This is a genomic window from Sulfitobacter sp. 1A12056 (genome assembly GCF_043558125.1).
GTDB lineage: Bacteria > Pseudomonadota > Alphaproteobacteria > Rhodobacterales > Rhodobacteraceae > Sulfitobacter > Sulfitobacter faviae.
Window position 1 is genome coordinate 54,346 of the sequence record NZ_JBIFFY010000006.1, and the last position, 23,926, is coordinate 78,271.

Consider the following 23,926-nt stretch of genomic DNA (forward strand, 5'->3'; position numbering starts at 1 on the left):
TCCGCTGCGCCAAGGCCCGGCCTTGCCGATCGCCCCGCGCCTGTTGTGGACGGACGCGCCTGACGCGCGCCCGCTATCGCCGCTTCTGCGTCAAGCGTCAAGCCGGTGAGGCCCGACGCTGCACAGGGTTTCACTCCGCCGCGACCGCGCTGACGCGGCCCGTGCGCTTGTGTTTGATCCGATCTTCGATCTCATCGCGGAAGTGCCGGATCAGACCTTGGATTGGCCAAGCCGCCGCATCGCCAAGCGCGCAGATCGTGTGGCCTTCGACCTGTTTGGTCACGTCGAGCAGCATGTCGATCTCTTCCGGCTCGGCATCGCCCGAGACCAGACGGTCCATCACCCGCATCATCCAACCGGTGCCTTCGCGGCAGGGCGTGCACTGGCCGCAGCTTTCGTGTTTGTAGAACTTCGACAGCCGCCAGATCGCTTTGATCACGTCGGTGGAGTTGTCCATCACGATCACCGCCGCGGTGCCGAGGCCCGAGCGCTGCTCGCGCAGGTAGTCGAAATCCATGATCGCGTCGCGCATGTCTTTGCCGGGGATCAGCGGCACCGACGACCCGCCGGGGATCACCGCCTTGAGGTTGTCCCAGCCGCCGCGGATGCCGCCGCAATGGGTCTCGATCAGCTCTTCAAAGGAGATCGACATCGCCTCTTCGACGACGCAGGGGTTGTTCACGTGACCAGAGATCGCAAAGAGCTTGGTGCCCGCGTTATTGGCGCGGCCAAAGCCCGCGAACCACTCTGGCCCACGGCGCAGAATGGTCGGCACCACGGCGATGGATTCGACGTTGTTCACCGTGGTCGGGCAACCGTAGAGGCCCGCGCCCGCCGGGAACGGCGGTTTCATCCGGGGCATGCCCTTCTTGCCTTCGAGGCTCTCCAGCAGCGCGGTTTCTTCGCCGCAGATATAGGCCCCTGCCCCGTGGTGCAGGTAAATGTCGAAATCCCAGCCCGATTTGCTGGCGTTCTTGCCCACCAGACCGGCCTCATAGGCCTCATCAATCGCGGCCTGCAGGGCTTCGCGCTCACGGATGTATTCGCCGCGCAGGTAGATATAGCAGGTATGTGCGCTCATCGCGAAAGAGGCGATCAGGCAGCCTTCGATCAGCGTATGCGGATCGTGGCGCATGATCTCGCGGTCTTTGCAGGTGCCCGGCTCGGATTCGTCGGCGTTGACCACAAGATAGGCCGGGCGGCCATCGCTTTCCTTCGGCATGAAGGACCACTTGAGCCCCGTGGGGAAGCCCGCCCCACCCCGGCCCCGCAGGCCAGAGGCTTTCATCTGGTCGACGATCCAATCGCGGCCCTTTTGAATGATCCCGGCGGTGCCATCCCAATGGCCGCGCGCCTGCGCGCCTTTCAGGGTGCGGTCATGCATGCCGTAGATGTTGGTAAAAATGCGGTCTTTGTCCTGAAGCATGATGCCTACCTTTGGTTCTCACGGCTGGCCCGGCGGGCCTGCCACATTTGATATATCACGACCATCGCCCAGAAAAGCGCGGCCAGTGCAGCAAAGTCGAAGAGCAGCGCATAACGCCCCGGCAGGCCAAGCGCCGGGCCGGCCCATTGCATGGCCAGCCACAAGCACATGGTCACGGCAATGACCAGCCCTGCGGTGCGGCCCTTGCGGGCAAGCGCTCTGTCTTCGGCTTCGCTCATGTCTCTCTCTTACCCCGATCAGCCCTCGGCCTTGCCGTCACTGGCAAGTGCCTTGGCCTGACCGATCCAATCGTCGCGCCGGATACGGCCCTTGAAACGCAGACGAGAATCGACCCAGTCGATCTCCTCCCCCTCAAGTGCCGCGATCTGATCGAAATGGAAGATGCCCAATTCATTCAGCGTCTGTTCCAGCTTCGGCCCGATGCCGCCAATGCGCTTGAGGTCATCCGCCCCGCCCGCACGGGGTGCATCCAGCAGCGCGGGTTTGCCATCGGTCGATGCGCCGCCTGTCGCCCCCTTGGGCGCGGTCTCGACGGTCTCTTCCGGGGTGGTCACCACCGCGGGCGCTTCTTCGGCTTCGACAACCTGTTCCGGGGTGGCTTCGACGGCGGCTGTGTCAGCCACGGGCGGCGTCGGCGTTGTTTCCTCGGAGGTTTCGGCTGGCTCTTCCTCTCCCGCCACCTCGGCCTCGGCAACCTCATCCGGCGCAGCTTCAACGGCAGCCGTATCGGCCACGGGCGCGGTCGGCGGTGTCTCCTCCACAGGCTCAACCGGCGCGCTGGCCTTTCGCGCGGCCCCGATGCCCGCGTCACCGGCTGGGACGGTGCCCACCGCTGGCGAGACGCTGTCCGATGCTGTCGGCGACGCCGCAACCGATGCTGCCGCCGCGCTGCGGGTGTTGTCTTGCGGTGCGGCGGCTGGCACGTCTTTGCACAGCAGGGTCATCGCCAGATAGCCCACAATCACCGCCACCAGCACACCGGCCAGAATAGACGTCAACAGACCCCAGATGCCGAACGCCAGCAACAGGAATGCCACGAGCAAACCGACACCGGCACCCAGCCACCAGCAGCGCTTGGTGCAGGCTTCTCGTTCCGAAATATCCGTCATGACTGTCCTTCTCTCCCTTGATGCGGGCGATGCGGCTTATGGCTCTGCGGGGTGGTGTGGGTGCCGTCCTTGGCCCGTTGTTAATCTCCGTCTTATTCTTCTGCGAGGCGCGCGGCCTGCTCTACCCAATTGTCGCGGCTGACGCGGCCTTTGAACCCTTCGAGGTTCTGGTCGACCCAAGCGACCTCCTCAGGGCCCCATTGGGCGATCTGATCAAAGTGGTAGAAACCCATGCCGTTAAGCATCTGCTCCAGCTTCGGACCGACGCCTTTGATCTTTTTCAGATCATCCGCCTCGCCCTCACGCGGGCCGTCCAACTGCGCGGGCTTTTGGCCGGGCGTCGCGGGGGTGTCGGTCTCGGCCTCGGCGGCATCGACGGTTTCACCCGCGGGGTCGCGCTTGGAACGCGGCTTGCTTTTCGAGGCGGCCTCGGCCTCCTGCTCGGTGATGCCGGTCTTGTCGGCGCTTTCGCCCTCGGCGGGACGCGGCTCTTCGGCTTCGACCTCTTCCACGGTTTCAGGCTGCGGCGCGTCGGGCTTGCGCTGCCAAGGTGTCAGCAGCGGCACCTCGGTGCCGTCGATGCGCTTGACCGTATCGCCGATATCGACCGCGGCCTGAGCGCTGGCGTTATACTGCGTGCGCCCGCTTTCGTGATCCGTGAGGCTGGTCAACCCGCCTAGAGGCTCAGAGGCATAGCGCCCGTTCTGAGGCCCGGGCACGGGCACGCGCCCGTCGCTCAACTCATCAAGGATTTCGTTCAGCCGCGCGGTGGTCAGGTCTTCGTAATAGTCCTTGCCAATCTGCGCCATGGGGGCGTTGGAACAGGCACCGAGGCATTCGACCTCTTCCCAAGAAAAACGCCCATCCGCCGACAACTCATGCGGCTTGGCGGCGATACGCTCCTTGCAGACGGCGACCAGATCCTCGGCCCCGCAAATCATGCAGGAGGTGGTACCGCAAACTTGGATATGTGCCACGGAACCAACGGGTTGCAGCTGAAACATGAAGTAGAAGGTCGCCACTTCAAGGCCCCGGATATAGGCCATGCCCAGCATCTCCGAGACATGTTCGATCGCCGGGCGGGTCAACCAGCCCTCTTGCTCCTGCGCGCGCCACAAAAGCGGGATGATCGCGCTGGCCTGACGGCCTTCGGGGTATTTGGTGATCTGCGCTTCGGCCCATTCTTGGTTGGCGGGCGTGAAGGCAAAACTGTCGGGCTGGTCAGGGTGTAGACGGCGGAGCATTAGTTCGAACCTATGGTCAGGCGGAGGCCAATGATGCCCCCGGCGTAAATTTCTTCAAAACGGGGTGACGCCAGCGGCATCACCGGTCGATCTCTCCAAAGACGACGTCCATGGTGCCGATGATCGCGGCCACATCGGCAAGCTGGTGACCGCTGGCCACATGGTCCATCGCCTGCAAGTGCAAGAAGCCCGGCGCGCGGATTTTGGAGCGATAGGGTTTGTTGGAGCCATCGGCCACAAGGTAGACGCCAAACTCGCCCTTGGGCGCTTCGACGGCGCAGTAAACCTCCCCCTTGGGAACGTGGAACCCTTCGGTGTAAAGCTTGAAGTGGTGGATCAGGCTTTCCATGTCAGTCTTCATCGCAGTGCGCGATGGCGGGGTGATCTTGCCCCGCGCCAGCACATCGCCCTGCCCGTCGGGGGCGCGCAGCTTCTCGATCGCTTGCTGGATGATGTAGGTCGACTGGCGCATCTCTTCCATCCGGCAGAGGTAGCGGTCAAAGCAGTCGCCGTTCTTGCCCACGGGGATCTGGAAGTCGAATTCATCGTAGCATTCATAGGGCTGCGCGCGGCGCAGGTCCCAAGCAAAGCCCGACCCGCGCACCATCACACCGCTGAAGCCGTAGTTGAGGATGTCCTCCTCGGTCACGATGCCGATGTCGACGTTGCGCTGTTTGAAGATGCGGTTCTCGGTCAGCAGCTCGTCGATGTCGACCATGAACTTCTTGAGGAACTGTTCACACCAGGCTTCAATATCGTCCAGCAGCGCGGGCGGCAGGTCTTGGTGGACGCCGCCGGGGCGGAAGTACGCCGCGTGCAGACGCGCGCCACAGGCCCGCTCGTAAAAGATCATCAGGCTCTCACGCTCTTCAAAGCCCCAGAGCGGCGGCGTCAGCGCGCCCACGTCCAGCGCCTGCGTGGTGATGTTGAGAAGGTGGTTCAGAATGCGCCCGATTTCCGAGAACAGCACCCGGATCAGCGAGGCACGGCGCGGCACCACCGTGTCGGTCAGCTTTTCGATGGCCAGACACCAAGCGTGCTCTTGGTTCATCGGGGCCACGTAATCCAGCCGGTCGAAATACGGCAGGTTTTGCAGGTAGGTGCGGCTTTCCATCAGCTTTTCGGTGCCACGGTGCAGCAGGCCGATATGGGGGTCGCAACGCTCTACCACCTCACCGTCAAGCTCAAGCACCAGACGCAAAACCCCGTGTGCGGCAGGGTGTTGCGGGCCGAAATTGATGTTGAAGTTGCGAATCTTCTGCTCGCCGGACTCAAAGTCGGTCGACCCGTCGTCAAAGGCTTTTGTGCGAATGTCGCCGTCCATTACCGTTTCTCCAGTTCTTGCAGCTTCATGCCCATCCACCACAGCAGGGCGATCGTGCCCAGCGGGATCAGACAGGCCACCGCCCAGTATTTGTTGATGCCGAAGAACGGCAGCAGTTTGACCATCGGAATGGCGGTCAGCGCCGAGAGGATCAGCCACCAAAGCCCGCCCATTACTTCGCGTCCTTGCTCACATGACCGTCGGGTGCCGACTTGTCGTCGCCGGGCAGGATGTAATCGGCCCCTTCCCATGGCGACATGAAGTCGAACTGGCGGTATTCCTGAACGAGGCTCACGGGCTCATAGACCACGCGTTTGGCGCCTTCGTCATAGCGCACCTCGGTATAACCAGTGGTCGGAAAATCCTTGCGCAGCGGGTGCCCGCGGAAACCATAGTCCGTGAGGATACGGCGCAGGTCCGGGTGGCCGGAAAAGAGGATGCCGAACATGTCAAAGACTTCACGTTCGAACCAATCGGCACTGGGGTGCACGCCGGTGATCGAGGGCACCATGTCCTTCTCCCGCGCGGCGGCGCGCAGGCGAATGCGCTGGTTCTGGTACATCGACAGGAAGTGGTAAACCACGTCGAACCGCTTGGCACGGCCCGGATAATCCACCGCCGTGATGTCCACCAGCGTCGAGAAGCGGCAGGTCGGATCACCTTTGAGGAACTCGACAAGCCCGGCGACATTGGCCAGCGCCACATCCATGTTCAACTCACCCTTGGTGACATCCCATCCGAGCACGCAATCGGGGCGTTTGGCTTCGATATAGGCCCCAAGTTCCTGCAGTTGTTCGCTCATCGCAAATCTTCCTTCCACGCGCCGATCAACGCCATCTCACTGTCCCGCGCCTTTGGCGCTTTGTCCTTCTGCCTGCCCCGCTTGCGGCGCAGGCGGTTGCCTTAGCGCACGATCGTCCCGGTGCGGCGAATTTTACGCTGCAACTGGAGGATACCATAAAGCAGTGCTTCCGCCGTCGGCGGGCAGCCGGGCACATAGACATCGACCGGCACGATGCGGTCACAGCCGCGCACGACCGAATAGCTGTAGTGATAGTAACCGCCGCCGTTCGCGCAGGACCCCATCGAGATCACATAGCGCGGCTCTGGCATCTGGTCATAGACCTTGCGCAGCGCCGGGGCCATCTTGTTGGTCAGCGTGCCCGCGACGATCATCAGGTCCGACTGGCGCGGAGAGGCGCGCGGCGCGGTGCCGAAACGCTCAAGGTCATAGCGCGGCATGGAGCTGTGCATCATCTCAACCGCGCAGCAGGCCAAACCGAAGGTCATCCAGTGCAAGCTGCCCGTGCGCGCCCAGTTGATGATGTCTTCGGTCGACGTCAGCAGGAAGCCCTTGTCCTGCAACTCGGCATTCAGGCTCTGGGTGGCGAATTCAGGGTCCGGCCCCGCGCCATATTGGCCGTAGGCCGCAGGGGCGGAGGCACCGGATTTCACCCGTGGGCTTTGGTGGCCATCGCCCATCACCGGGGTGACGAGTGCGTCATCTTTTACTGCCATTCCAGCGCTCCCTTCCTCCATTCATAGGCGAAGCCCGCCGTCAGCACGCCCAAGAACACCATCATTGACCAGAAGCCCACCATGCTCACCTCTTTGAAGGCCACGGCCCATGGGAAGAGGAAGGCGATTTCGAGGTCGAAAATGATGAAGAGGATCGAGACCAGATAGAAACGCACATCAAACTTCATCCGCGCATCGTCGAATGCGTTGAACCCGCATTCATAGGCCGAGACCTTCTCCGGGTCAGGATTGCGCACGGCCACGACCACGGCGGCGAGGATCAGCACAAGGCCAAGGCCAATCGCCACGGCCAGAAAAACGAGGATGGGCAGGTATTCCCGCAGCATGTCGTCCAAGGGGATGCTCCTTTCGCGGTGCGCGGCATGAGGCAAAGGCCAAAAGCCCGCGCAGACAAACTTGGAACGGGTTTAACTCTGCCCGTGGGTAGGGTCAACGGGCCAAGCCCGGTTAATGCCGCCCACGGGTCCGCAATAGAGCCATTTCGCCAAAGCCTTGAGCTAGACCACCCAAGCGGCTTTGCGCTTATCAAAGAAGGCACCGATTCCCTCGGCGGCCTCATCGGTTTCCCAACGCGCCGCGAGGGCATCAATGGACATTTCCACCGCCTCGGGCGTGGCGATTCCACCCAAGTCCTGCGCCAGCTTCTTGGCCGCTGCCACCGCCCCCGGCGCGCAGGAGAGGTAAGGCACGACTTCGGCCTCGACGGCCGCGTCCAACTCCTCGGCCGGTACGGCGCGGGCCAGCAGCCCCAGATCGACCGCCTCCGCCGCATCGAACAGACGCGCCGACATGAAGACCCGCCGCGCGCGCCCCTCGCCCATCCGCGCCAGCACATAGGGCCCGATTGTGGCCGGGATGATGCCCAGACGGGTCTCAGTGAAGCCCATCTTCAGCGTATCGACCCCCACGGCCACATCACAGACCGAGGCCATGCCGACGCCGCCGCCAAAGGCATTGCCCTGCAGCTTGCCGATCACCGGCTTCGGCAGCGCGTTGAGCGCGCCCAGCATCGTCGCCAGCTTACCCGCCTCCGCCGAGCGTGTCTCGGCATCCATATCGCGCTGGTCGCGCATCCAGCCCAGATCGCCGCCGGCGCAGAAGGATTTGCCCGCCCCGGTCAGCACCACGACACGCACCGCGTCATCCTCGGCCAGCTTGCCCGCCGCCGCGGTCAGATCGGCCAGCATCTGCGCCGACATGGCGTTGTGTTTCTCCGGCCGGTTGAGGGTGAGCGTCGCCACCCCGCGCGCGTCGGTCTCGATCGTCAAAGTCTCGTACATGTCAGCCTCGCATCGCCCGTGCCATTTCGGCGGCTTCCAACACCACCGCTTGATCGACGCCGGTGTCATAGCCAAGCGCCATCAGATGTTCATTCACCGCCTCGGTGGCGACATTGCCCGCCGCCCCCGGCGCATAGGGGCAACCGCCCAAGCCACCGACCGCCGCGTCGAAGACCCGCAGGCCCATCGACAATGAGGCGTCGATATTGGCCATCGCCCGCCCGTGGGTGTCATGGTAATGCCCCGCGAGCCGGCCCGCCGGCACCACGTCGCGCACCGAAAGCAGCATCCGCGCAATACTGTCGGGCGTGCCCGCGCCAATGGTGTCGCCGAGAGAGATCTCGTAGCAGCCCATCGCAAAGAGCTTGTCGGCCACGCGCGCCACGTCGCCGGGATCGACCCTGCCGTCATAGGGGCATTCCACCACGCAGGAGACATAGCCGCGCACCGGAATGTCCACATGCCGCGCCTCTTCGAGGATCGGGGCAAACCGCTCGAAAGCTTCGTCAATGCTGGCGTTGATGTTCTTCCGGCTGAACCCTTCCGAGGCGGAGGCGAAGATCGCCACCTCGTCGGCGCGGGCCGCTACCGCATCCTCGTAACCGCGCATGTTCGGTGTCAGGGCCGCGTAGCGCACGCCCTCGGCACGGGAGATCTGCCCCAGCACCTCGCCCGAACCGGCCATCTGCGGCACCCATTTGGGGCTGACGAAACTGGCGCATTCGATGCGGGCAAAGCCAGCTTCGCTCAGCTTGTTCACCAAGGCGACCTTCTCGGCCACGGGGATCTCGCGTTTCTCGTTCTGCAGACCGTCCCGCGGGCCGACCTCGAAAATCTCACATGGTCCAAGGCTCATTGGCCGCACTCCTTCCCTGTGTGGGCCATGGTCATTCAATCGGCCATGGCGCATAGAAATCCTTCTCGTAGAGCTTCGCTCCCTCGGGCAGCGCCTGCGCGAAGCTGTCGCGTTCCGTGATCCGTTCATACCACGCCGCGACCGAAGGGTGGTCATCCAATTTCACGAAATGCCGCGCCATGTAGACCGCCTGCCCGACCGAGATGTCGGCGGCAGAAAAGCCGGAGGTCAGCAGGTAGTCGCGGTTCTCCAGCGGCGTCGAGAGCCGTGCCTCCAGCGCGTCGTAGCATTTGCCGATCCGCGCCGCCTCGAGCTTCATCACGATGGGGCTGCGCATGTGATCCTCGCGCAGGGCGATGTGCTGCTGGGTCAGTGCCGCTGTGTGCTGGCTGATGGTCTCGGCGAAATGCACCCAGACCAGCCAAGCCATGCGGTCCGGACTGCCGACCGAGCGGCCCATGCGGTCGGGGCTGTAGCGCTCGCAGAGGTACTGGGTGATCGCCCCGGTCTCGAACATGCGCTCGCCGTCGATCTCCAGCGCAGGCACACGGCCCGCGGGCGACAGCACGAGGTATTCCGGATCGCGCAGGCTGCGGTCGAAGGCATGCATTTTGACCTGAAACTCCACGTCGTCCAACTCGTGCAGCAGCCAGAGCGTGCGCATCGAGCGGGTCTGCGGACAGTGGTGCAGCGTGATCATGCGCCCTCCTCGGCTTCCAGACGCACCAGCGCCGCCCCGGCCTCGACCTGATCGCCCGCTTGCGCCAGCACCTCGGCCACCACGCCGTCGCGCGCGGCCAGCAGCGAATGTTCCATCTTCATCGCCTCCAACACCGCCAGACGGTCGCCCTTGGCGACGCTTTGACCGACCTCGGCGTCGATGGCGCGGACGAGGCCGGGCATCGGCGCCTCGACGATATTGCCGTCGCCATGGGCGGCGGCAGCGCGCGCCAGCGGATCGATCACGTCAAAGGCGATGCCATAGGAATCAAACACCGTGACCACATCGCCCGCGACCGAGACCGCAGGCGCGACATGGCCGTCGAGTTTCCAGCGCCCCGCGATGCGCTCGGCCCGAACCTCATGGTCGCCCACGGTCCAAAGCTGCACGTCCTCCGACAGCACCCGCACCTTCAGCAGATGCTCCTCGCCGTCGCGGCCCAGCATCACCTGATGCCGCAACGGCCGCCAAAGGTTGAAGCCCGCCTCGGCCTGTGGCTGGTCGAGCCCAAGTGCTGCCATCCCGGCCAGCGCGACATGCCGCCCCGGCACCTCGGGCTGGGCCGTCAGCGCCTCGATGTCGCGCGCGATCAGGCCCGTATCCACGTCGCCCTTGGCAAAGCCCTCATGTTCGGCCAGCGCACCGAGGAAGGCGAGGTTGGTGACCGTACCGCCAACTTCACACCCCTTCAGTGCCGCGCGCAAGCGCGACAGCGCCACGTCCCGCGTGGGCCCGTGCACGATGACCTTGGCGATCATCGGGTCGTAAAAGGGGCTGATCGTGTCGCCCGCCCGCACGCCGCTGTCGGCGCGGGTCTGGGGAGTGAAGGACAGATGCGTCAGCGTCCCGGTGGCGGGCAGGAAACCCTTCGGCACGTCCTCGGCATAGAGCCGCGCCTCGAAGGCATGGCCGTTGATCGTGAGCTCATCTTGGCGCTTCGGCAGGGCTTCGCCCGCGGCGACGCGCAACTGCCATTCCACCAGATCGACCCCGGTCACCAGTTCGGTCACCGGATGCTCCACCTGAAGCCGCGTGTTCATCTCCATGAAGAAGAACCCGTCGGTCGACAGCCCGCCCGAGCCGTCGACGATGAATTCCACCGTCCCCGCCCCGGCATAGCCGATGGCCTCGGCCGCGCGCACCGCCGCTTGGCCCATGGCCTCGCGCATCTCTTCCGTCATGCCCGGCGCGGGCGCCTCCTCGATCACCTTCTGGTGGCGCCGCTGCAGCGAGCAGTCGCGCTCGAAGAGATGCACCGCATGTGTGCCGTCGCCAAAGACCTGCACCTCGATGTGACGCGGCTTGGTGACGAATTTCTCGACCAGCACGTCCGGGTTGCCGAAGGCAGTCTTCGCCTCCGAGCGCGCGCTCTCCAGCGCCGCCTGAAACCCCTTGGCCTCCTCGACCAGCCGCATGCCCTTGCCGCCGCCGCCCGCGACGGCCTTGATCAACACCGGGTAGCCGATCTTCTCGGCCTCGCGCGCCAGCAGCGCATCGTCCTGATCCGCGCCGTGATACCCCGGCACGACGGGCACGCCCGCCTCGACCATCAGCGCCTTGGCGGCGTCCTTCAGACCCATGGCCCGGATCGCCTTGGCCGAAGGCCCGATGAAGGTCAGCCCCGCGGCCTCCACCGCCTCCACGAAATCGGGGTTTTCGCTCAAGAACCCATAGCCCGGGTGGATCGCCTGTGCGCCGGTATCGAGCGCCGCTTGGATGATCACCTCGCCCTTGAGGTAACTCTCAGCCGGGGCCGAGCCGCCAATATGCACCGCAGCATCCGCCATGGCGACGTGTTTCGCGCCCGCATCCGCGTCCGAGTACACCGCCACGCAGCGCACCCCCATGGCTTGCGCCGTTTCCATTACCCGGCAAGCAATCTCACCCCGGTTCGCAATCAGGATCGTGTCAAACATGCCCTACCCTTTTCATCTCTTTCTGGCTCCAAATATGGCGCGCGTTCCGGGGGGGGGGGCCCCCCCGGAACGCGCGTCGATCACATCCGGAACAATCCAAATTTCGTCGGCTCGATCGGCGCGTTCAGGCTGGCCGAGAGGCTCAGGTAGAGCACGTCGCGGCTCTTGCGCGGATCAATGATCCCGTCGTCCCACAGCCGTGCCGAGGCATAGAGCGGGTGGCTCTGTTCCTCGAACATGTCGATCGTGGGCTGCTTGAAGGCGGTCTCTTCCTCCTCGGTCCATGTCTCGCCCGCGCGTTCCATGGCGTCGCGCTTGACGGTGGCCAGAACCCCCGCCGCCTGCGCGCCGCCCATGACGGAAATGCGGCTGTTGGGCCATGACCAGAGGAACCGCGGCCTATAGGCGCGGCCCGACATGCCGTAGTTGCCCGCCCCGAAGGAGCCGCCCACCAGCATGGTGATCTTGGGCACATTGGTGGTGGCCACCGCCGTCACCATCTTGGCGCCGTGGCGGGCGATGCCCTCGTTCTCGTATTTGCGGCCGACCATGAAGCCGGTGATGTTCTGCAAGAACACCAGCGGGATGTTGCGCTGGCTGCAAAGCTCCACGAAATGCGCGCCCTTCTGGGCGGCTTCGGAAAACAGCACCCCGTTGTTGGCGATGATGCCGATGGGGCAGCCTTTGACATGGGCGAAACCGCAGACCAGCGTCTCGCCGAAGCGCGCCTTGAACTCATCAAAGCGGCTGCCATCCACCAGCCGCATGATGACCTCGCGGATGTCATAGGGCGTGCGCAGGTCGGCGGGCACAACGCCCAGCATCTCGGCGGGGTCGCAAGCCGGTTCCTCCGGGCTGGCCCAGTCCACCGTCTTGGGCTTGCTCTTGTTAAGCTGCCCAACCGCACGGCGCGCCAGTGCCAGCGCATGGGCGTCGTCCTCGGCCAGATAATCCGCCACGCCCGACAGGCGCGTGTGCACGTCGCCGCCGCCGAGGTCTTCGGCCGAGACCACCTCGCCCGTCGCCGCCTTCACCAAGGGCGGGCCGGCGAGGAAGATCGTGCCCTGCTCTTTCACGATGATGGTAACGTCAGACATCGCAGGCACATAGGCGCCGCCTGCGGTACAAGACCCCATCACCACGGCGATCTGCGCGATGCCCTTGGCGCTCATCCGGGCCTGATTGTAGAAGATCGCGCCGAAATGGTCACGGTCGGGGAAGACTTCGTCTTGGTTCGGCAGGTTCGCGCCGCCACTGTCGACCAGATAGATGCAGGGCAGATGGTTGGCCTCCGCGATCTCCTGCGCGCGGAGGTGTTTTTTCACCGTCATCGGGTAATAGGTGCCGCCCTTCACGGTGGCGTCGTTGCAGACCACCATGACCTCATGGCCCTGCACCCGCCCGATGCCCGCGATCACGCCCGCACAGGGGGCCGCGCCGCCATAAAGCCCATGCGCCGCGGTGGCGCCGATCTCCAGAAACGGGCTGCCGGGGTCGAGAAGGTTCGCCACGCGTTCGCGGGGCAGCATCTTGCCGCGGCTTTCGTGCCGGGCGCGGGATTTCTCGCCACCGCCCAAAGCGGCCGTCTCGGCGGCCTCGCGGACCTCGCTCAGGGCTTTCAGATGCGCCATCTCGTTGGCCTTGTAGGCATCCGAGGATGGCAGGGCTTGGGATGTCAGTTTCATGTTACGTCCTCATTCTCTCGCGCCGCCAGACGCTTCAATTCCTTGCGGATCACCTTGCCGGTGACGGTCATGGGCAGGTCCTGCATGAAGGCGATCTCGCGCGGGTAGGAATAGCTGGCGAGCCTGTCCTTCACCCAGTCCTGCAGTTCCTTTGCTTCGACCTCCGCACCCGGTTTCAGCACCACATAGGCCTTCACGATCTCGGTGCGCAGCGCGTCGGGCTTGCCGACCACGCCGCAGGTCGCCACGGCGTCATGGGTGAGCAGGCAATCCTCGATCTCGGCCGGACCGATGCGGTAGCCCGCGGAGGTGATCACGTCGTCCTCGCGCCCCACGAAGCGCAGATACTCCCCCTCCCAGATGCCGCGATCGCCGGTCAACAGCCAGTCGCGGTGGAACTTGGCCGCAGTTTCCTCGGGCCGGTTCCAGTAGCGCAGCATCATCGAGGGCGCGCCGCGGCGCACCGCCACGTCTCCCTCGGCATCGGTAGGCTGGCCGTCATCATCCAGCACGGCGATCTCGAACCCCGGCACCGGTTTGCCAATGCAGCCGGGCTGGGCGGGGAAATCGACGCCGCAGCTGGAAGCCACCATGTTACATTCGGTCTGGCCGTAGAACTCGTTGATCTCAAGCCCAAACGCCTCCCGGCCCCATGCCAGCATCTCGGCCCCCAGAGGCTCGCCGCCGCTGGCGACCGAGCGCAGGCCCGGCAGTGCGACATCCGCCGCCTTCAGCATCCGCAGGGCGGTCGGCGGGAAGAACACGTTGCGCACCTCGCCTTTCGCGATCACCTCGGCGCAGCCCTCGACGGTGAACTTGGGCATCCGCGTGGCCACGACCGGCACGCCGAGCGCCAGCGCGGGCATCGCTACGTCGAAAAGCCCGCCGATCCACGCCCAATCCGCCGGGGTCCAGAGGCAGTCGCCCTTCTGCCCCAGATGGTCATGGCTGACCGATACGCCGGGCAGATGGCCCGAGAGCACCCGGTGCCCGTGCAACGCGCCTTTCGGCGTGCCGGTGGTGCCGGAGGTGTAGATCAGCACGGCGGGATCGTCGGGGCCGACCTCGGCGAAATCCACCGCGTCGCCCGCCACGCCCGCCTCCGCCGCGATCCACGGGGTGGCCAGATCGCCGAGCAGTTCCGCGCCTTCCGCATCGGTCAGCACGATTTCGCAGCCCGCGTCACCCACCCGGCTGGCCAGCGCGTCACGTTTGAACAGCTTGAACAGCGGCACCGAAATCGCGCCGATCTTCCAGATCGCGAGATGCGCCGCCGCACACCACGGCGACTGGCTGAGCAGCACACCCACCCGGTCGCCGCGCGCGACTTGGCTTTTCAGCGCGCGGGCCAAACCGTCGGCCATTGCATGCAGCTCCCCCGTGGTCACATCGCGCCGCGCGGGACCGGTGAGGTCGATGATCGCCAGTGCATCGTCGGGCTGGGCGAGGCATTGCGCCGCCATGTTGCCCTGCCAGATGGGCCAGTCGCCTTCGTTCTTCATATCAGCTTCGGTACTCCGGATTTTCGAAATCGAACCGCGCGCCCGCGTCCCAGGCGTTGCGGTCGTTGCCCTCACACGGGTAGCCGCCCGCGTGTTTCAGCATCCGTGCCAGATGCAGGGCGTTCCATGTCATGATGGTGGTGTTGCGCTGCGTGAACTCGTTGTCGAAACCCGCGCGCTTGCCGTCCACATCATCGCCGTAAGACGGCCCCGGCCCGGCCTCGCCGATCCAGCCGCAATCGGCCTGCGGCGGGATCGTGTAGCCCAGATGGTTCATCGCGAAACCGGTGGTCATGGCGACATGTTTGATGCCGTCCTCGTTGCCCGTCACCACGGTGCCGCCGACCTTGCCGTAGAAGACCGACTGGCCCTTGTCATTGAGCTCCCCGCTCATGGCATAGAGCCGCTCGATCAGCACGCGGCAGACACTGCTCTCCTCGCCCAGCCACAAAGGCGTACCGATGATCAGAATATCGGCAGCCAGCACCTTGTCCCAGATCGCGGGCCAGTCGTCGCGGTCCCAGCCGTGTTCGGTCATGTCCGGATAGACGCCCGGCGGCACTTGGTGATCCAGCAGGTAGAGATGCTCCACCCCCACGCCTTGTGCCTCCATGATGCCCGCGCTGGCGTTCATCAGAAGCTGGGTGTGGCTGTCGCCCGGGGTCTTCTTGAGCGAGCAGTTGACGTAGAGCGCCTTGAGATCGGAATAGTCAGTCACGGCCAAGTTCCTTCTTCAGTTGCTCCAGTTCCCGGTCAAGGAAATAGGAGGTGATGGAGCGGATGATGACCAGCATCAGCAGGAAGAGCAGGTCCGCAAAACGCAGGCTGATCGCGGTGTGTATCACATCCGAGACGATGAAGAGTTCCAGCCCGGCAAGGATGTAGCGCCCCAGTTCGATCCGCTCGCGGTTGGTGCGGCGGACCCGCTCGGGGCCTTTCTTGGAAACCTCGGCAATCGTCACCCCGGTCAGGAAACGTGCCGCACCGATCAGCAGCAGAATGATGGCCGCGATGTCGATGACCGCGGCGAGGATCTCGAACCCCTCGATCAGCCAAGGTAGAAAGTGGTGCAGGACACCGCCTTCTGTCTCCAGTTCTATCAGGTTTTCCATCCCGATCCCTCCGTCCTGTTTGGCCGACACAGCGAGACGCGGTTAATAGGCCGCCCCCAAACGCAGCGCCTGTTCCCCCGTCATCTGCATCAGGCAGGCCAAGGTTGCAGGTCCGCCGCCTGTGCCACCGCCCCATTGGCTGCGTTCATAATCGCAGGCGGCATCGCGGAAGGTAATCCAAGCGCGCTGCATGTCACGCAGCGCCTCGGCCTGCGAAGGCAGTTGCGGCTGGTAGAGGGCATTCTCCTCATCGGCGGATTTCGCCTGCACCATGCGGGCGCGGTAATTCTCGTTCAGCAGGCCGTCCCAAAAGGTCAACTCAGCATCAAGACACCCGCCCATGCCGACGGTCGAATAGCCGCCCGGCCCTTCCATACAGAGGTTGGCCGACAGGCCAATGCAGGCGCGCTGGTCGGTGAACTCTTCGGCCCCGGCCAGACAGTCCGCGGTGGCGGCATCGGAATAGGTGATGTCCTGCGCGGATACCGGCCCCGCCAGAAACGCGCAGGCCAGCAGGAGGGCGCGCATCACATCGCCCCCATCATCTCGCGGCCCACCAGCATGCGGCGGATTTCCGAAGTGCCCGCGCCGATCTCCATCAGCTTGGCGTCGCGGAAGATCCGGCCCACCGGGTTGTCGGACAGATAGCCCGCGCCGCCCATCGCCTGCACCGCCTGATGCGCCTGTACCATCGCTTGTTCCGAGGCATAGAGGCAGCAGGCCGCCGCGTCCTGACGGGTCACATCACCCCGGTCACAAGCCTGCGCCACGCTGTAAACATAGGCCCGCGCCGAGTTCATCGCGGTGTACATATCCGCCATCTTGCCCTGCATCAGTTGGAAATCCCCGATGCGCTGGCCGAACTGCTTGCGCTCGGCCATGTAGGGCATGATCTCATCGAGACAGGCGGCCATGATGCCAAGGCCGATGCCCGCCAGCACGACGCGCTCGTAATCGAGGCCCGACATCAGCACGCGCACGCCCTTGCCCTCTTCGCCGAGAATGTTCTCGAAGGGCACTTCGCAATCCTCGAAAATCAGTTCCGCAGTGTTCGAGCCGCGCATGCCGAGCTTGTCGAAATGCTTGGAGGTCGAGAATCCCTTCATCGACTTCTCGATCAAAAAGGCGGTGATGCCCTTGGAGCCGGCATCCGGGTCGGTCTTGGCATAGACCACCAGCGTCTCGGCGTCGGGGCCGTTGGTGATCCAATACTTGTTGCCGTTCAGACGGAAGTGGTCGTTCCGCTTCTCGGCATGCAGCTTCATGCTGACCACGTCACTCCCCGCGCCCACTTCGGACATGGCCAGCGCACCGACATGCTCGCCCGAACAGAGCTTGGGCAGGAACTGCGCCTTCTGCTCCGGGGTGCCGTTAAGCTTGATCTGGTTCACGCAGAGGTTGGAATGCGCCCCGTAGGAGAGTGAGACCGAAGCCGAGGCCCGGGCAATCTCTTCCACCGCGACGGTATGGGCGACATAGCCCAGCCCCGAGCCGCCGAACTCTTCCTCAACGGTCATGCCCAGAAGGCCCAACTCACCCATTTCCTGCCAAAGCTCGGCGGGGAATTCGTTCTTGCTGTCGATCTCGGCGGCCATCGGCTTGACGCGCTCCTGCGCCCAGCGGTGCACCATCTCCCGCATGGCCGCGACGTCTTCTCCCAGATCAAACTGCATACTTGCGTTGAACACGGCTTCTCCCCCCGATTTATTGAACGCTTGTTCATTACCTACCGCCCCACCCGCTTTGCGTCAAGCGGCGCGATGTGGAACCGCCCCGCGTCGCGGCGGGTTGGCCCTGCGACCAAGCGAACACTACAACAAAGCGAGATGCAAATGAGCGATGATCTGAAAAAAGAGTTCTGGGACCGTCTGGACGACACCCGCGCCGGGATGCTGATGACCAAGACCGCCCGCGCGATCCCAATGACCCATTACATCGACGAAGACGACCGCGCCGCCGTGCTGTGGTTCATCACCGCCAAGGGCACCGATCTGGCGCAATCCGCCGAGGGACGCGCCGCCGCTGAATACCTGATCGCCAGCAAGGACGAATCCCTCTGGGCGCGGATCGATGGCCATGTTTCCGCTGTGACCAACCCGACCGAGTTGGACAAGATTTGGAACGCCATCGCGGGCGCCTGGTTCGAAGACGGCAAGCAGGACCCGGATGTGCAGCTGATCCGCTTTGACCTCACCGAAGCCGAGGTTTGGGCGACCGATGGTGGGATCAAGTTCTTCTATGAGATCGGCAAGGCGCAGATGACCGGCCAAAAGCCCGACATGGGCAAACATGGCACCATCCGCTTCTAAGCCTAGTCCCCTTGAAAAACGGCGCTGACCTCGGCCCGGATAATCCGCGCGATCAGGGCGCAATCCTCCAGCGAAAAGGTCAGCGGCACACGCATGTCGATCAACCCCGCCAGCACCGCATCGCTGGCGGGCATTTTTTCGGCCCGCGCATAGCGCCACGTGTCGTAGCGGCTGGTGAAACCCATAGGCTCGGCCCTGCCGAACCATTTCAACTCCACCCCGCGCGCAGCGCAGCGCGCCAACATCGCCTCGACATCCTCCGGCGACCAACCCTTCAGCAGGAATTGGATTGACGACCCGACGATGCTCTCCGCCTCGGGCCGGTCGATGACCGTGAGCCCCGGCGTGTCGCGCAGCCCCGTCTCGATCACCCGATAACGCTCATTCCAGCGGGCCACCTGTTCCGCCAGCCGTCGCAACTGCGGGCGCAGGACCGCGGCGCGCAGGTTGTCCATCCGGCCCGAGATATTGGGCGTCTCATAGCGGATCGTCTCAAAAGCCTCCGGCCCCGGCGCGGCGGCATGGCGGTCATAGAGCATGTAAGACCCCGACAGCATGATCGCCCGCGCCGCAACCTCGGCATCATCGGTGATCAGCAACCCGCCCTCGCCCGCGTTCACATGTTTATAGGTCTGGCAGGAATAACACCCCAGTTTCCCCTGCGTGCCCGATGGCTTGCCGTTCCACGCCGCTCCCATCGTATGGGCGCAATCTTCGATCACCGTGATGCCGCGCGCATCGCAAAGCGCCATTAGAGCGTCCATGTCCACCAGATGGCCGCGCATATGGCTAAGCAGCAGCACATCGGCCTGACCCGCCTTGGCGGCGAGGTCATCAAGGTCAATCACCAGCTGCTCCGTCACGCCGACGAAGACCGGGACCGCCCCCAGCGACGCAATCGCCCCCGGCACCGGGGCGAGTGTGAAGGCATTGGTCAGCACCCGGTCGCCCGGTTTCACCCCCACTGCGCGCAGCGCCGTGGCCATGGCATAGCCGCCCGAGGCCACGGCTAGGCAGTATTTTGCCCCCGTCATCGCGGCGAATTCCTGCTCAAGCAGGGCAACCTCGGCCACCTCCCCCGGGGCTGTGTTGTAGCGGTGCAACCGTCCGTGGCGCATGACCGCCACCGCTGCCTCAATCGCGTCTTCGGGGATCGGCTCTTGCTGTGTGAAACTGCCGGTGAACCGCTCGGCCATCAGGCGGCTTTGCCGATCAGACGTTCGATGACCTCCGGCAGGTCGGCGAAATCGTCCAACAGCGCTTCGGGCTCCAGCGCGGCCATGTCTTCGCCCGAGGGGCCGAAGGTCACCAGCACGCAAGGAACCCCTGCGGCTTTGGCGGTTTTGCGGTCGGTGTCGCTGTCGCCGATCAACACGCATTGCGCCGGATCGCCCCCGGCACGGCGGGCGGTTTCGAACAGGTGTTCCGGGTCGGGTTTGCGCACGGCCAGCGTATCGGCCCCCAGCATCGCGCCGAATGCGTCGCGCACGCCAAGACGTGTCAGCAGCAACTCCGCCAAAGCCTCGGGTTTGTTCGTGCAGATCGCCACGCGGTAGCCCGCGGCCTTGAGCGCGGCCACAGCCTCCATCGCGCCGGGGTACATGATGGTATGGGTGTCGATGTCCCGCCCATAGGCTTCGAGCAGCATCGGGTAATAGCGGTCGATCGTCGCCGCGTCATCGGCACGGCCCAGCTTTTGCATCCCCAAGGTCAGCATCGCCCGCCCGCCGCGCAGCGCGGTGCCCGCATCCTCGGCATGGACCAGCACATCGCCCTCGCCCATGTCGCGGAAACAGGCATTGGCGGCGGCGATCAAATCGCCCGAGGTATCGGCCAAGGTGCCGTCGAGATCGAAAACCACTGTCTTCACTGGATACTCCTTGGGCGGAACCCCGCCTTGCAAAATGGCATCGTGTTGCAGTCCGCAACCTAGTTTGATGGGCCGCAACCTTGCGCCTTTGTGCGAAGCGCGTAAAGAGAATGCAAGCTGAAGGACAAAGAGATTTACATGGAAACTGCATTGATCATCCTCGCCGCGGGCAAGGGGACACGGATGAACTCGGACCTGCCAAAGGTGCTGCACCGCGTGGCCTCTGCCCCCATGCTGGAACACGCCATGGCCGCGGGCGCCATGCTCGCACCCCGCCATACGGTCGTGGTGGCCGGGCACGGGGCCGCTCAGGTCCGCGCCGCCGCCACCCTCTTTGACGAAGACGCGCAGGTCGTCGAACAGACCGAGCAATTGGGCACGGCCCATGCGGTGGCGCAGGCCCGCCCGGCGCTGGACGGGTTCGAGGGCATGGCACTGGTGCTCTACGGTGACACGCCCTTCGTCCAGCCCGAGACGCTTGAGAAGATGCAAGAGGCGCTGGCGACACATGACGTGGTGGTTCTGGGGTTTGAGGCTGCCGATCCTGCCCGATATGGCCGTTTGGTGATGCAGGGCGACGCCTTGGAGCGGATCGTCGAATTCAAAGACGCCTCCGCCGAAGAGCGCGCGATTACCCTGTGCAACTCGGGCGTGGTGGCCTGCAAATCCGAACTGCTGTTCGACTTGATCGACAAGGTCGGCAACGACAACGCTTCGGAAGAATACTACCTCACCGATATCATCGGCATCGCCCGCGCCGAGGGCCGCAGCGCCACGGTTGTTACCTGCGACGAGGCCGAGACCATGGGCGTGAACTCCCGCGCCGATCTGGCGAGGGCCGAGGCCGCGTTCCAATCCCGCGCCCGCGATCTGTTGATGGAAGACGGCGTGACCTTGGTGGCCCCCGAAACCGTCTTCCTGTCGCGCGACACTTTCATCGGGCGCGATACAGTGGTGGAGCCGAATGTCGTCTTCGGCCCGAATGTCACCGTGGAATCTGGCAGCACCATCCGCGCCTTCTCGCATCTCGAAGGCTGCCATGTCTCACGCGGCGGGGTCGTCGGCCCCTATGCCCGGTTGCGCCCCGGCGCGGAACTGGCCGAAGACGTGCGCATCGGCAATTTCGTCGAGGTAAAGAACGCGCAGATCGCCGAAGGGGCCAAGGTCAACCACCTGAGCTATATCGGCGACGCCACCGTGGGCGCGCGCAGCAACATCGGCGCGGGCACGATCACCTGCAATTATGACGGGGTGATGAAACATCACACCACCATCGGCGCGGGCGCATTCATCGGGTCGAACACCATGCTCGTGGCACCGGTGACCATCGGCGAGGGTGCGATGACCGGCTCCGGCTCGGTCATCACCTCGGATGTAGAACCCGAGGCGCTGGCCCTGTCGCGCGCCCCGCAGGTTGAGAAACCCGGGATGGCGCGCAAAATGTTCGAAATTTTAAAGGCCAAGAAGGCAAAATTGCAAAGAGGCAGCTAATTATGTGTGGAATTATTGGGGTGCTTGGCACCCATGAAGTCGCGCCGATCTTGGTCGAAGCGCTGAAACGGCTGGAATATCGCGGCTATGACAGCGCGGGCATCGCGACCCTGAACGAAGGCAAGCTTGAGCGGCGTCGCGCCTTGGGCAAGCTGGTAAACCTCTCGGACGCGCTGGTGCATGAGCCGCTGGCGGGGAAGTCGGGCATCGGCCACACCCGCTGGGCCACCCATGGCGCGCCGAGCGTCACCAACGCCCACCCGCATCAGGCGGGACCAGTGGCCGTGGTGCATAACGGGATCATCGAAAACTTTCGTGAGTTGCGGGCCGAACTGGCCGAACATGGCGCGCAATTCGTGACCGAGACCGATACCGAGACCGTTGCCCTCCTGACCCAGCATCACATGGCGCAGGGCGCAGGCCCGGTAGAGGCCGCCAAACAGACGCTTGCCCGGCTCGAAGGCGCTTTTGCGCTGGCCTTTCTCTTTGACGGTCACGACGACCTGATGATCGCGGCGCGCAAAGGCTCGCCCTTGGCCATCGGCTATGGCGAGGGTGAGATGTATGTGGGCAGTGATGCCATCGCGCTTGCCCCGCTGACCCACCAGATCGCCTACCTTGAAGAAGGGGATTGTGCTGTCATCACCCGGACCTCGGTCGAGGTCACCGACCGCAATGGGGCGCTCGCCAACCGGGCGATCAAATCCGTGCAGATCGACAATACCCGCATCGACAAGGCGGGCCACAAACACTTCATGGCAAAAGAAATTGCCGAGCAACCCGGCGTGATCGGCGCGGCCATCGGCCATTACCTCACCCCCGAGGGAGAGATCAACATCAGCGCACAAGATATTGATTTTGCGCAGTTTGACCGCATCCTCATGGTCGCCTGCGGCACCGCGTCCTATGCCTGTTTCACCGCGAAATACTGGTTCGAGCAGATCGCCCGCCTGCCGGTCGAGATCGATGTCGCCTCGGAATTCCGCTACCGTGAACCGCCGATCCCGGCGCGCACATTAGCGGTTTTCGTCAGCCAATCGGGTGAGACCGCCGACACGCTCGCCGCTCTGCGCTATTGCGAGGGCAAGGCCGCGCGTATCCTGTCGGTCGTCAACGTGCCCGAAAGCTCCATCGCCCGCGAAAGCGATCTGGCGCTGCCGATCCACGCCGGAGTCGAAGTCGGCGTGGCCTCGACCAAAGCCTTCACCTGTCAGCTCGTTGTCCTCTTCGCGTTGGTGCTCAAAGCCGCGCGGGACCGCGATGTGATCAGCACAGAGAGCTTCGCCGATCACATCTCCGCACTTCGTGGACTGCCCGCGCTCATCAGCACGGCGCTTGAACAAAACGACGCGATGCAAGAAGCCGCGCTCAAACTCGCCCATGCCCGCGATGTGTTGTTCCTTGGCCGGGGCCAGATGTACCCGCTCGCCCTTGAGGGCGCACTGAAACTTAAGGAAATCAGCTACATCCACGCCGAAGCTTATGCGTCGGGTGAACTGAAACACGGCCCCATCGCACTGGTGGATGAGCATGTGCCGGTAGTCGTCATGGCACCACGCGACGCGCTCTTCGACAAGACCGTCAGCAACATGCAAGAAGTCATGGCGCGCAAGGGCAAGGTGATCCTGATCTCCGACGCCAAAGGTCAGGCCGAGGCCAATGACGGCGTCTGGTTCAGCATCGAGATGCCCCCGGTGCCGGATGCTTTGGCCCCGATCCTCTATGCGGTTCCGGCGCAGTTGCTGGCCTATCACACCGCCGTGGCGAAAGGCACGGATGTGGACCAGCCACGCAATCTCGCGAAATCGGTGACGGTGGAATGACCCCCGAAACCGCCCTTGAGGAACTTCAAGCGCGGGCCAACCCGGCCCGCGCGGAAGAGATGCGCGCATATCACAAAGCCAACCGAGGCTATCTTGGCCTAACTAACCCGCAAATTGCGGAGCTTGCCCAATCGTGGCGAGCGGCGCTGGACGTCAAGGGCCGTGTCGCGCTTGCCGATGCCCTTTGGCAGTCGGACATTTTCGAAGCACGCGTCGCCGCGGCAAAACTGCTCACCCAAGCGCGGCTGCGCCCGGAAGATCAAGCCGCATGGGCGCTGATCGCAAGCTGGACCCCCGATTTCGACAGTTGGGCAATTGCCGATCATGCCAGCATGGCGGCGCAGAAACGTCTGGTGGCCGATCCGACGCGCTTGGACGAAGTGGAGAACTGGGTCGCTTCGGATCACCTTTGGACCCGACGCGCGGCACTTGTCTCCACCCTGCCTTGGACCAAGCAGAACAATCCTAAGCCTGAGGAGCTGGCCGCGCGCGACCGTATCCTCGGCTGGGCCGCGACGATGGTACCGGATCACCGGTGGTTCATTCAGAAGGCAATCGGCTGGTGGCTGCGCGACCTTTCGAAACACGACCCCGAGCGGACCCGTGGCTTTATCGCCGCCCATGGGGAGGCGATGAAACCGTTCGCGGTGAAAGAAGCCCTGCGCCTGCTGAAAAAGGCAGAAGGCGCAGGCTGATCC

The 23,926-nt window shown here is 64.2% G+C and carries 25 protein-coding genes; 4 read left to right on the top strand and 21 right to left on the bottom strand.

Annotated features, from left to right (window positions below):
* Nucleotides 1-130: 130 nt before the first annotated feature.
* From nuoF to ACGYLD_RS12495, 19 genes are all read right to left on the bottom strand, one after another.
* Nucleotides 131-1,426: an NADH-quinone oxidoreductase subunit NuoF gene (nuoF, locus tag ACGYLD_RS12405; protein ID WP_271693445.1), complete on the bottom strand. Its 1,296-nt coding sequence runs from the start codon at nucleotides 1,424-1,426 to the stop codon at nucleotides 131-133.
* Between the two features lie 5 nt (nucleotides 1,427-1,431).
* The gene (locus ACGYLD_RS12410) at nucleotides 1,432-1,665 is read right to left on the bottom strand and encodes a DUF5337 domain-containing protein (protein WP_067263425.1); all 234 of its coding nucleotides are present in this window, start codon (nucleotides 1,663-1,665) and stop codon (nucleotides 1,432-1,434) included.
* 18 nt (nucleotides 1,666-1,683) lie between these two features.
* A complete protein-coding gene (locus tag ACGYLD_RS12415; protein WP_394402717.1) occupies nucleotides 1,684-2,556 on the bottom strand; it encodes a hypothetical protein in 873 nt (290 codons plus the stop codon).
* Nucleotides 2,557-2,648: 92 nt separating this feature from the next.
* Nucleotides 2,649-3,800 carry an NADH-quinone oxidoreductase subunit E gene (locus ACGYLD_RS12420; RefSeq protein WP_209218006.1) on the bottom strand — a complete coding sequence of 384 codons (1,152 nt, stop codon included), beginning with the start codon at nucleotides 3,798-3,800 and terminating at the stop codon, nucleotides 2,649-2,651.
* Nucleotides 3,801-3,879: 79 nt separating this feature from the next.
* Nucleotides 3,880-5,124 (bottom strand): NADH-quinone oxidoreductase subunit D, encoded by a 1,245-nt coding sequence (locus ACGYLD_RS12425; protein WP_271693443.1) that lies wholly within the window; start codon nucleotides 5,122-5,124, stop codon nucleotides 3,880-3,882.
* A complete protein-coding gene (locus ACGYLD_RS12430; protein ID WP_169306047.1) occupies nucleotides 5,124-5,297 on the bottom strand; it encodes a hypothetical protein in 174 nt (57 codons plus the stop codon). The genes ACGYLD_RS12425 and ACGYLD_RS12430 overlap by 1 nt, the downstream gene beginning before the upstream one ends.
* Nucleotides 5,297-5,926, bottom strand: coding sequence for an NADH-quinone oxidoreductase subunit C (locus tag ACGYLD_RS12435; protein ID WP_136720172.1), 630 nt, complete (start codon nucleotides 5,924-5,926; stop codon nucleotides 5,297-5,299). The genes ACGYLD_RS12430 and ACGYLD_RS12435 overlap by 1 nt, the downstream gene beginning before the upstream one ends.
* A 101-nt stretch (nucleotides 5,927-6,027) precedes the next feature.
* Nucleotides 6,028-6,642: an NADH-quinone oxidoreductase subunit B family protein gene (locus ACGYLD_RS12440; protein ID WP_231886322.1), complete on the bottom strand. Its 615-nt coding sequence runs from the start codon at nucleotides 6,640-6,642 to the stop codon at nucleotides 6,028-6,030.
* On the bottom strand, nucleotides 6,633-6,998 hold the full coding sequence (locus ACGYLD_RS12445) for an NADH-quinone oxidoreductase subunit A (RefSeq protein WP_394402719.1): 366 nt from the start codon (nucleotides 6,996-6,998) through the stop codon (nucleotides 6,633-6,635). The genes ACGYLD_RS12440 and ACGYLD_RS12445 overlap by 10 nt, the downstream gene beginning before the upstream one ends.
* A gap of 162 nt (nucleotides 6,999-7,160) precedes the next feature.
* On the bottom strand, nucleotides 7,161-7,943 hold the full coding sequence (locus ACGYLD_RS12450; RefSeq protein ID WP_271693441.1) for a crotonase/enoyl-CoA hydratase family protein: 783 nt from the start codon (nucleotides 7,941-7,943) through the stop codon (nucleotides 7,161-7,163).
* Nucleotide 7,944: 1 nt separating this feature from the next.
* Nucleotides 7,945-8,799, bottom strand: a complete 855-nt coding sequence (locus ACGYLD_RS12455) for a hydroxymethylglutaryl-CoA lyase (protein WP_271693439.1) — start codon at nucleotides 8,797-8,799, stop codon at nucleotides 7,945-7,947.
* Nucleotides 8,800-8,830: 31 nt separating this feature from the next.
* Entirely contained in the window at nucleotides 8,831-9,499 is a 669-nt protein-coding gene (locus ACGYLD_RS12460) for a glutathione S-transferase family protein (protein WP_271693438.1), read from the bottom strand.
* Complete coding sequence (locus ACGYLD_RS12465; protein ID WP_271693437.1) at nucleotides 9,496-11,436, bottom strand: acetyl/propionyl/methylcrotonyl-CoA carboxylase subunit alpha; 1,941 nt, start codon at nucleotides 11,434-11,436, stop codon at nucleotides 9,496-9,498. Before ACGYLD_RS12465 ends, ACGYLD_RS12460 begins: the two co-directional genes overlap by 4 nt.
* A gap of 80 nt (nucleotides 11,437-11,516) precedes the next feature.
* Complete coding sequence (locus ACGYLD_RS12470) at nucleotides 11,517-13,121, bottom strand: carboxyl transferase domain-containing protein (protein WP_271693436.1); 1,605 nt, start codon at nucleotides 13,119-13,121, stop codon at nucleotides 11,517-11,519.
* Nucleotides 13,118-14,623: an AMP-binding protein gene (locus ACGYLD_RS12475; protein WP_271693435.1), complete on the bottom strand. Its 1,506-nt coding sequence runs from the start codon at nucleotides 14,621-14,623 to the stop codon at nucleotides 13,118-13,120. Before ACGYLD_RS12475 ends, ACGYLD_RS12470 begins: the two co-directional genes overlap by 4 nt.
* A 1-nt stretch (nucleotide 14,624) precedes the next feature.
* Complete coding sequence (locus tag ACGYLD_RS12480; protein WP_271693433.1) at nucleotides 14,625-15,341, bottom strand: flavodoxin family protein; 717 nt, start codon at nucleotides 15,339-15,341, stop codon at nucleotides 14,625-14,627.
* The gene (locus tag ACGYLD_RS12485; protein ID WP_271693432.1) at nucleotides 15,334-15,735 is read right to left on the bottom strand and encodes a DUF1622 domain-containing protein; all 402 of its coding nucleotides are present in this window, start codon (nucleotides 15,733-15,735) and stop codon (nucleotides 15,334-15,336) included. Before ACGYLD_RS12485 ends, ACGYLD_RS12480 begins: the two co-directional genes overlap by 8 nt.
* Nucleotides 15,736-15,777: 42 nt before the next feature.
* Nucleotides 15,778-16,263 (bottom strand): lysozyme inhibitor LprI family protein, encoded by a 486-nt coding sequence (locus tag ACGYLD_RS12490; protein ID WP_271693431.1) that lies wholly within the window; start codon nucleotides 16,261-16,263, stop codon nucleotides 15,778-15,780.
* Entirely contained in the window at nucleotides 16,263-17,423 is a 1,161-nt protein-coding gene (locus ACGYLD_RS12495) for an isovaleryl-CoA dehydrogenase (RefSeq protein WP_271693430.1), read from the bottom strand. Before ACGYLD_RS12495 ends, ACGYLD_RS12490 begins: the two co-directional genes overlap by 1 nt.
* Nucleotides 17,424-17,567: 144 nt before the next feature.
* Between ACGYLD_RS12495 and ACGYLD_RS12500 the strand changes: the two genes are divergently transcribed.
* Nucleotides 17,568-18,044: a pyridoxamine 5'-phosphate oxidase family protein gene (locus ACGYLD_RS12500; protein ID WP_394402723.1), complete on the top strand. Its 477-nt coding sequence runs from the start codon at nucleotides 17,568-17,570 to the stop codon at nucleotides 18,042-18,044.
* A 2-nt stretch (nucleotides 18,045-18,046) separates the two neighbouring features.
* Here the strand turns inward: ACGYLD_RS12500 and ACGYLD_RS12505 are convergent, their stop codons facing one another.
* Together ACGYLD_RS12505 and ACGYLD_RS12510 are read right to left on the bottom strand one after the other, a co-directional pair.
* Complete coding sequence (locus ACGYLD_RS12505) at nucleotides 18,047-19,240, bottom strand: DegT/DnrJ/EryC1/StrS family aminotransferase (RefSeq protein WP_394402725.1); 1,194 nt, start codon at nucleotides 19,238-19,240, stop codon at nucleotides 18,047-18,049.
* Nucleotides 19,240-19,914: an HAD-IIIA family hydrolase gene (locus tag ACGYLD_RS12510; RefSeq protein ID WP_271687669.1), complete on the bottom strand. Its 675-nt coding sequence runs from the start codon at nucleotides 19,912-19,914 to the stop codon at nucleotides 19,240-19,242. Before ACGYLD_RS12510 ends, ACGYLD_RS12505 begins: the two co-directional genes overlap by 1 nt.
* 138 nt (nucleotides 19,915-20,052) lie before the next feature.
* Between ACGYLD_RS12510 and glmU the strand changes: the two genes are divergently transcribed.
* From glmU to ACGYLD_RS12525, 3 genes are read left to right on the top strand one after another with little or no spacing between them, the layout of a single operon-like run.
* Nucleotides 20,053-21,405, top strand: a complete 1,353-nt coding sequence (glmU, locus tag ACGYLD_RS12515; protein ID WP_394402727.1) for a bifunctional UDP-N-acetylglucosamine diphosphorylase/glucosamine-1-phosphate N-acetyltransferase GlmU — start codon at nucleotides 20,053-20,055, stop codon at nucleotides 21,403-21,405.
* A 2-nt stretch (nucleotides 21,406-21,407) separates the two neighbouring features.
* Nucleotides 21,408-23,228, top strand: a complete 1,821-nt coding sequence (gene glmS / locus ACGYLD_RS12520) for a glutamine--fructose-6-phosphate transaminase (isomerizing) (protein ID WP_394402729.1) — start codon at nucleotides 21,408-21,410, stop codon at nucleotides 23,226-23,228.
* The gene (locus tag ACGYLD_RS12525) at nucleotides 23,225-23,923 is read left to right on the top strand and encodes a DNA alkylation repair protein (RefSeq protein ID WP_394402731.1); all 699 of its coding nucleotides are present in this window, start codon (nucleotides 23,225-23,227) and stop codon (nucleotides 23,921-23,923) included. The genes glmS and ACGYLD_RS12525 overlap by 4 nt, the downstream gene beginning before the upstream one ends.
* The last annotated feature ends 3 nt before the right edge of the window (nucleotides 23,924-23,926 follow it).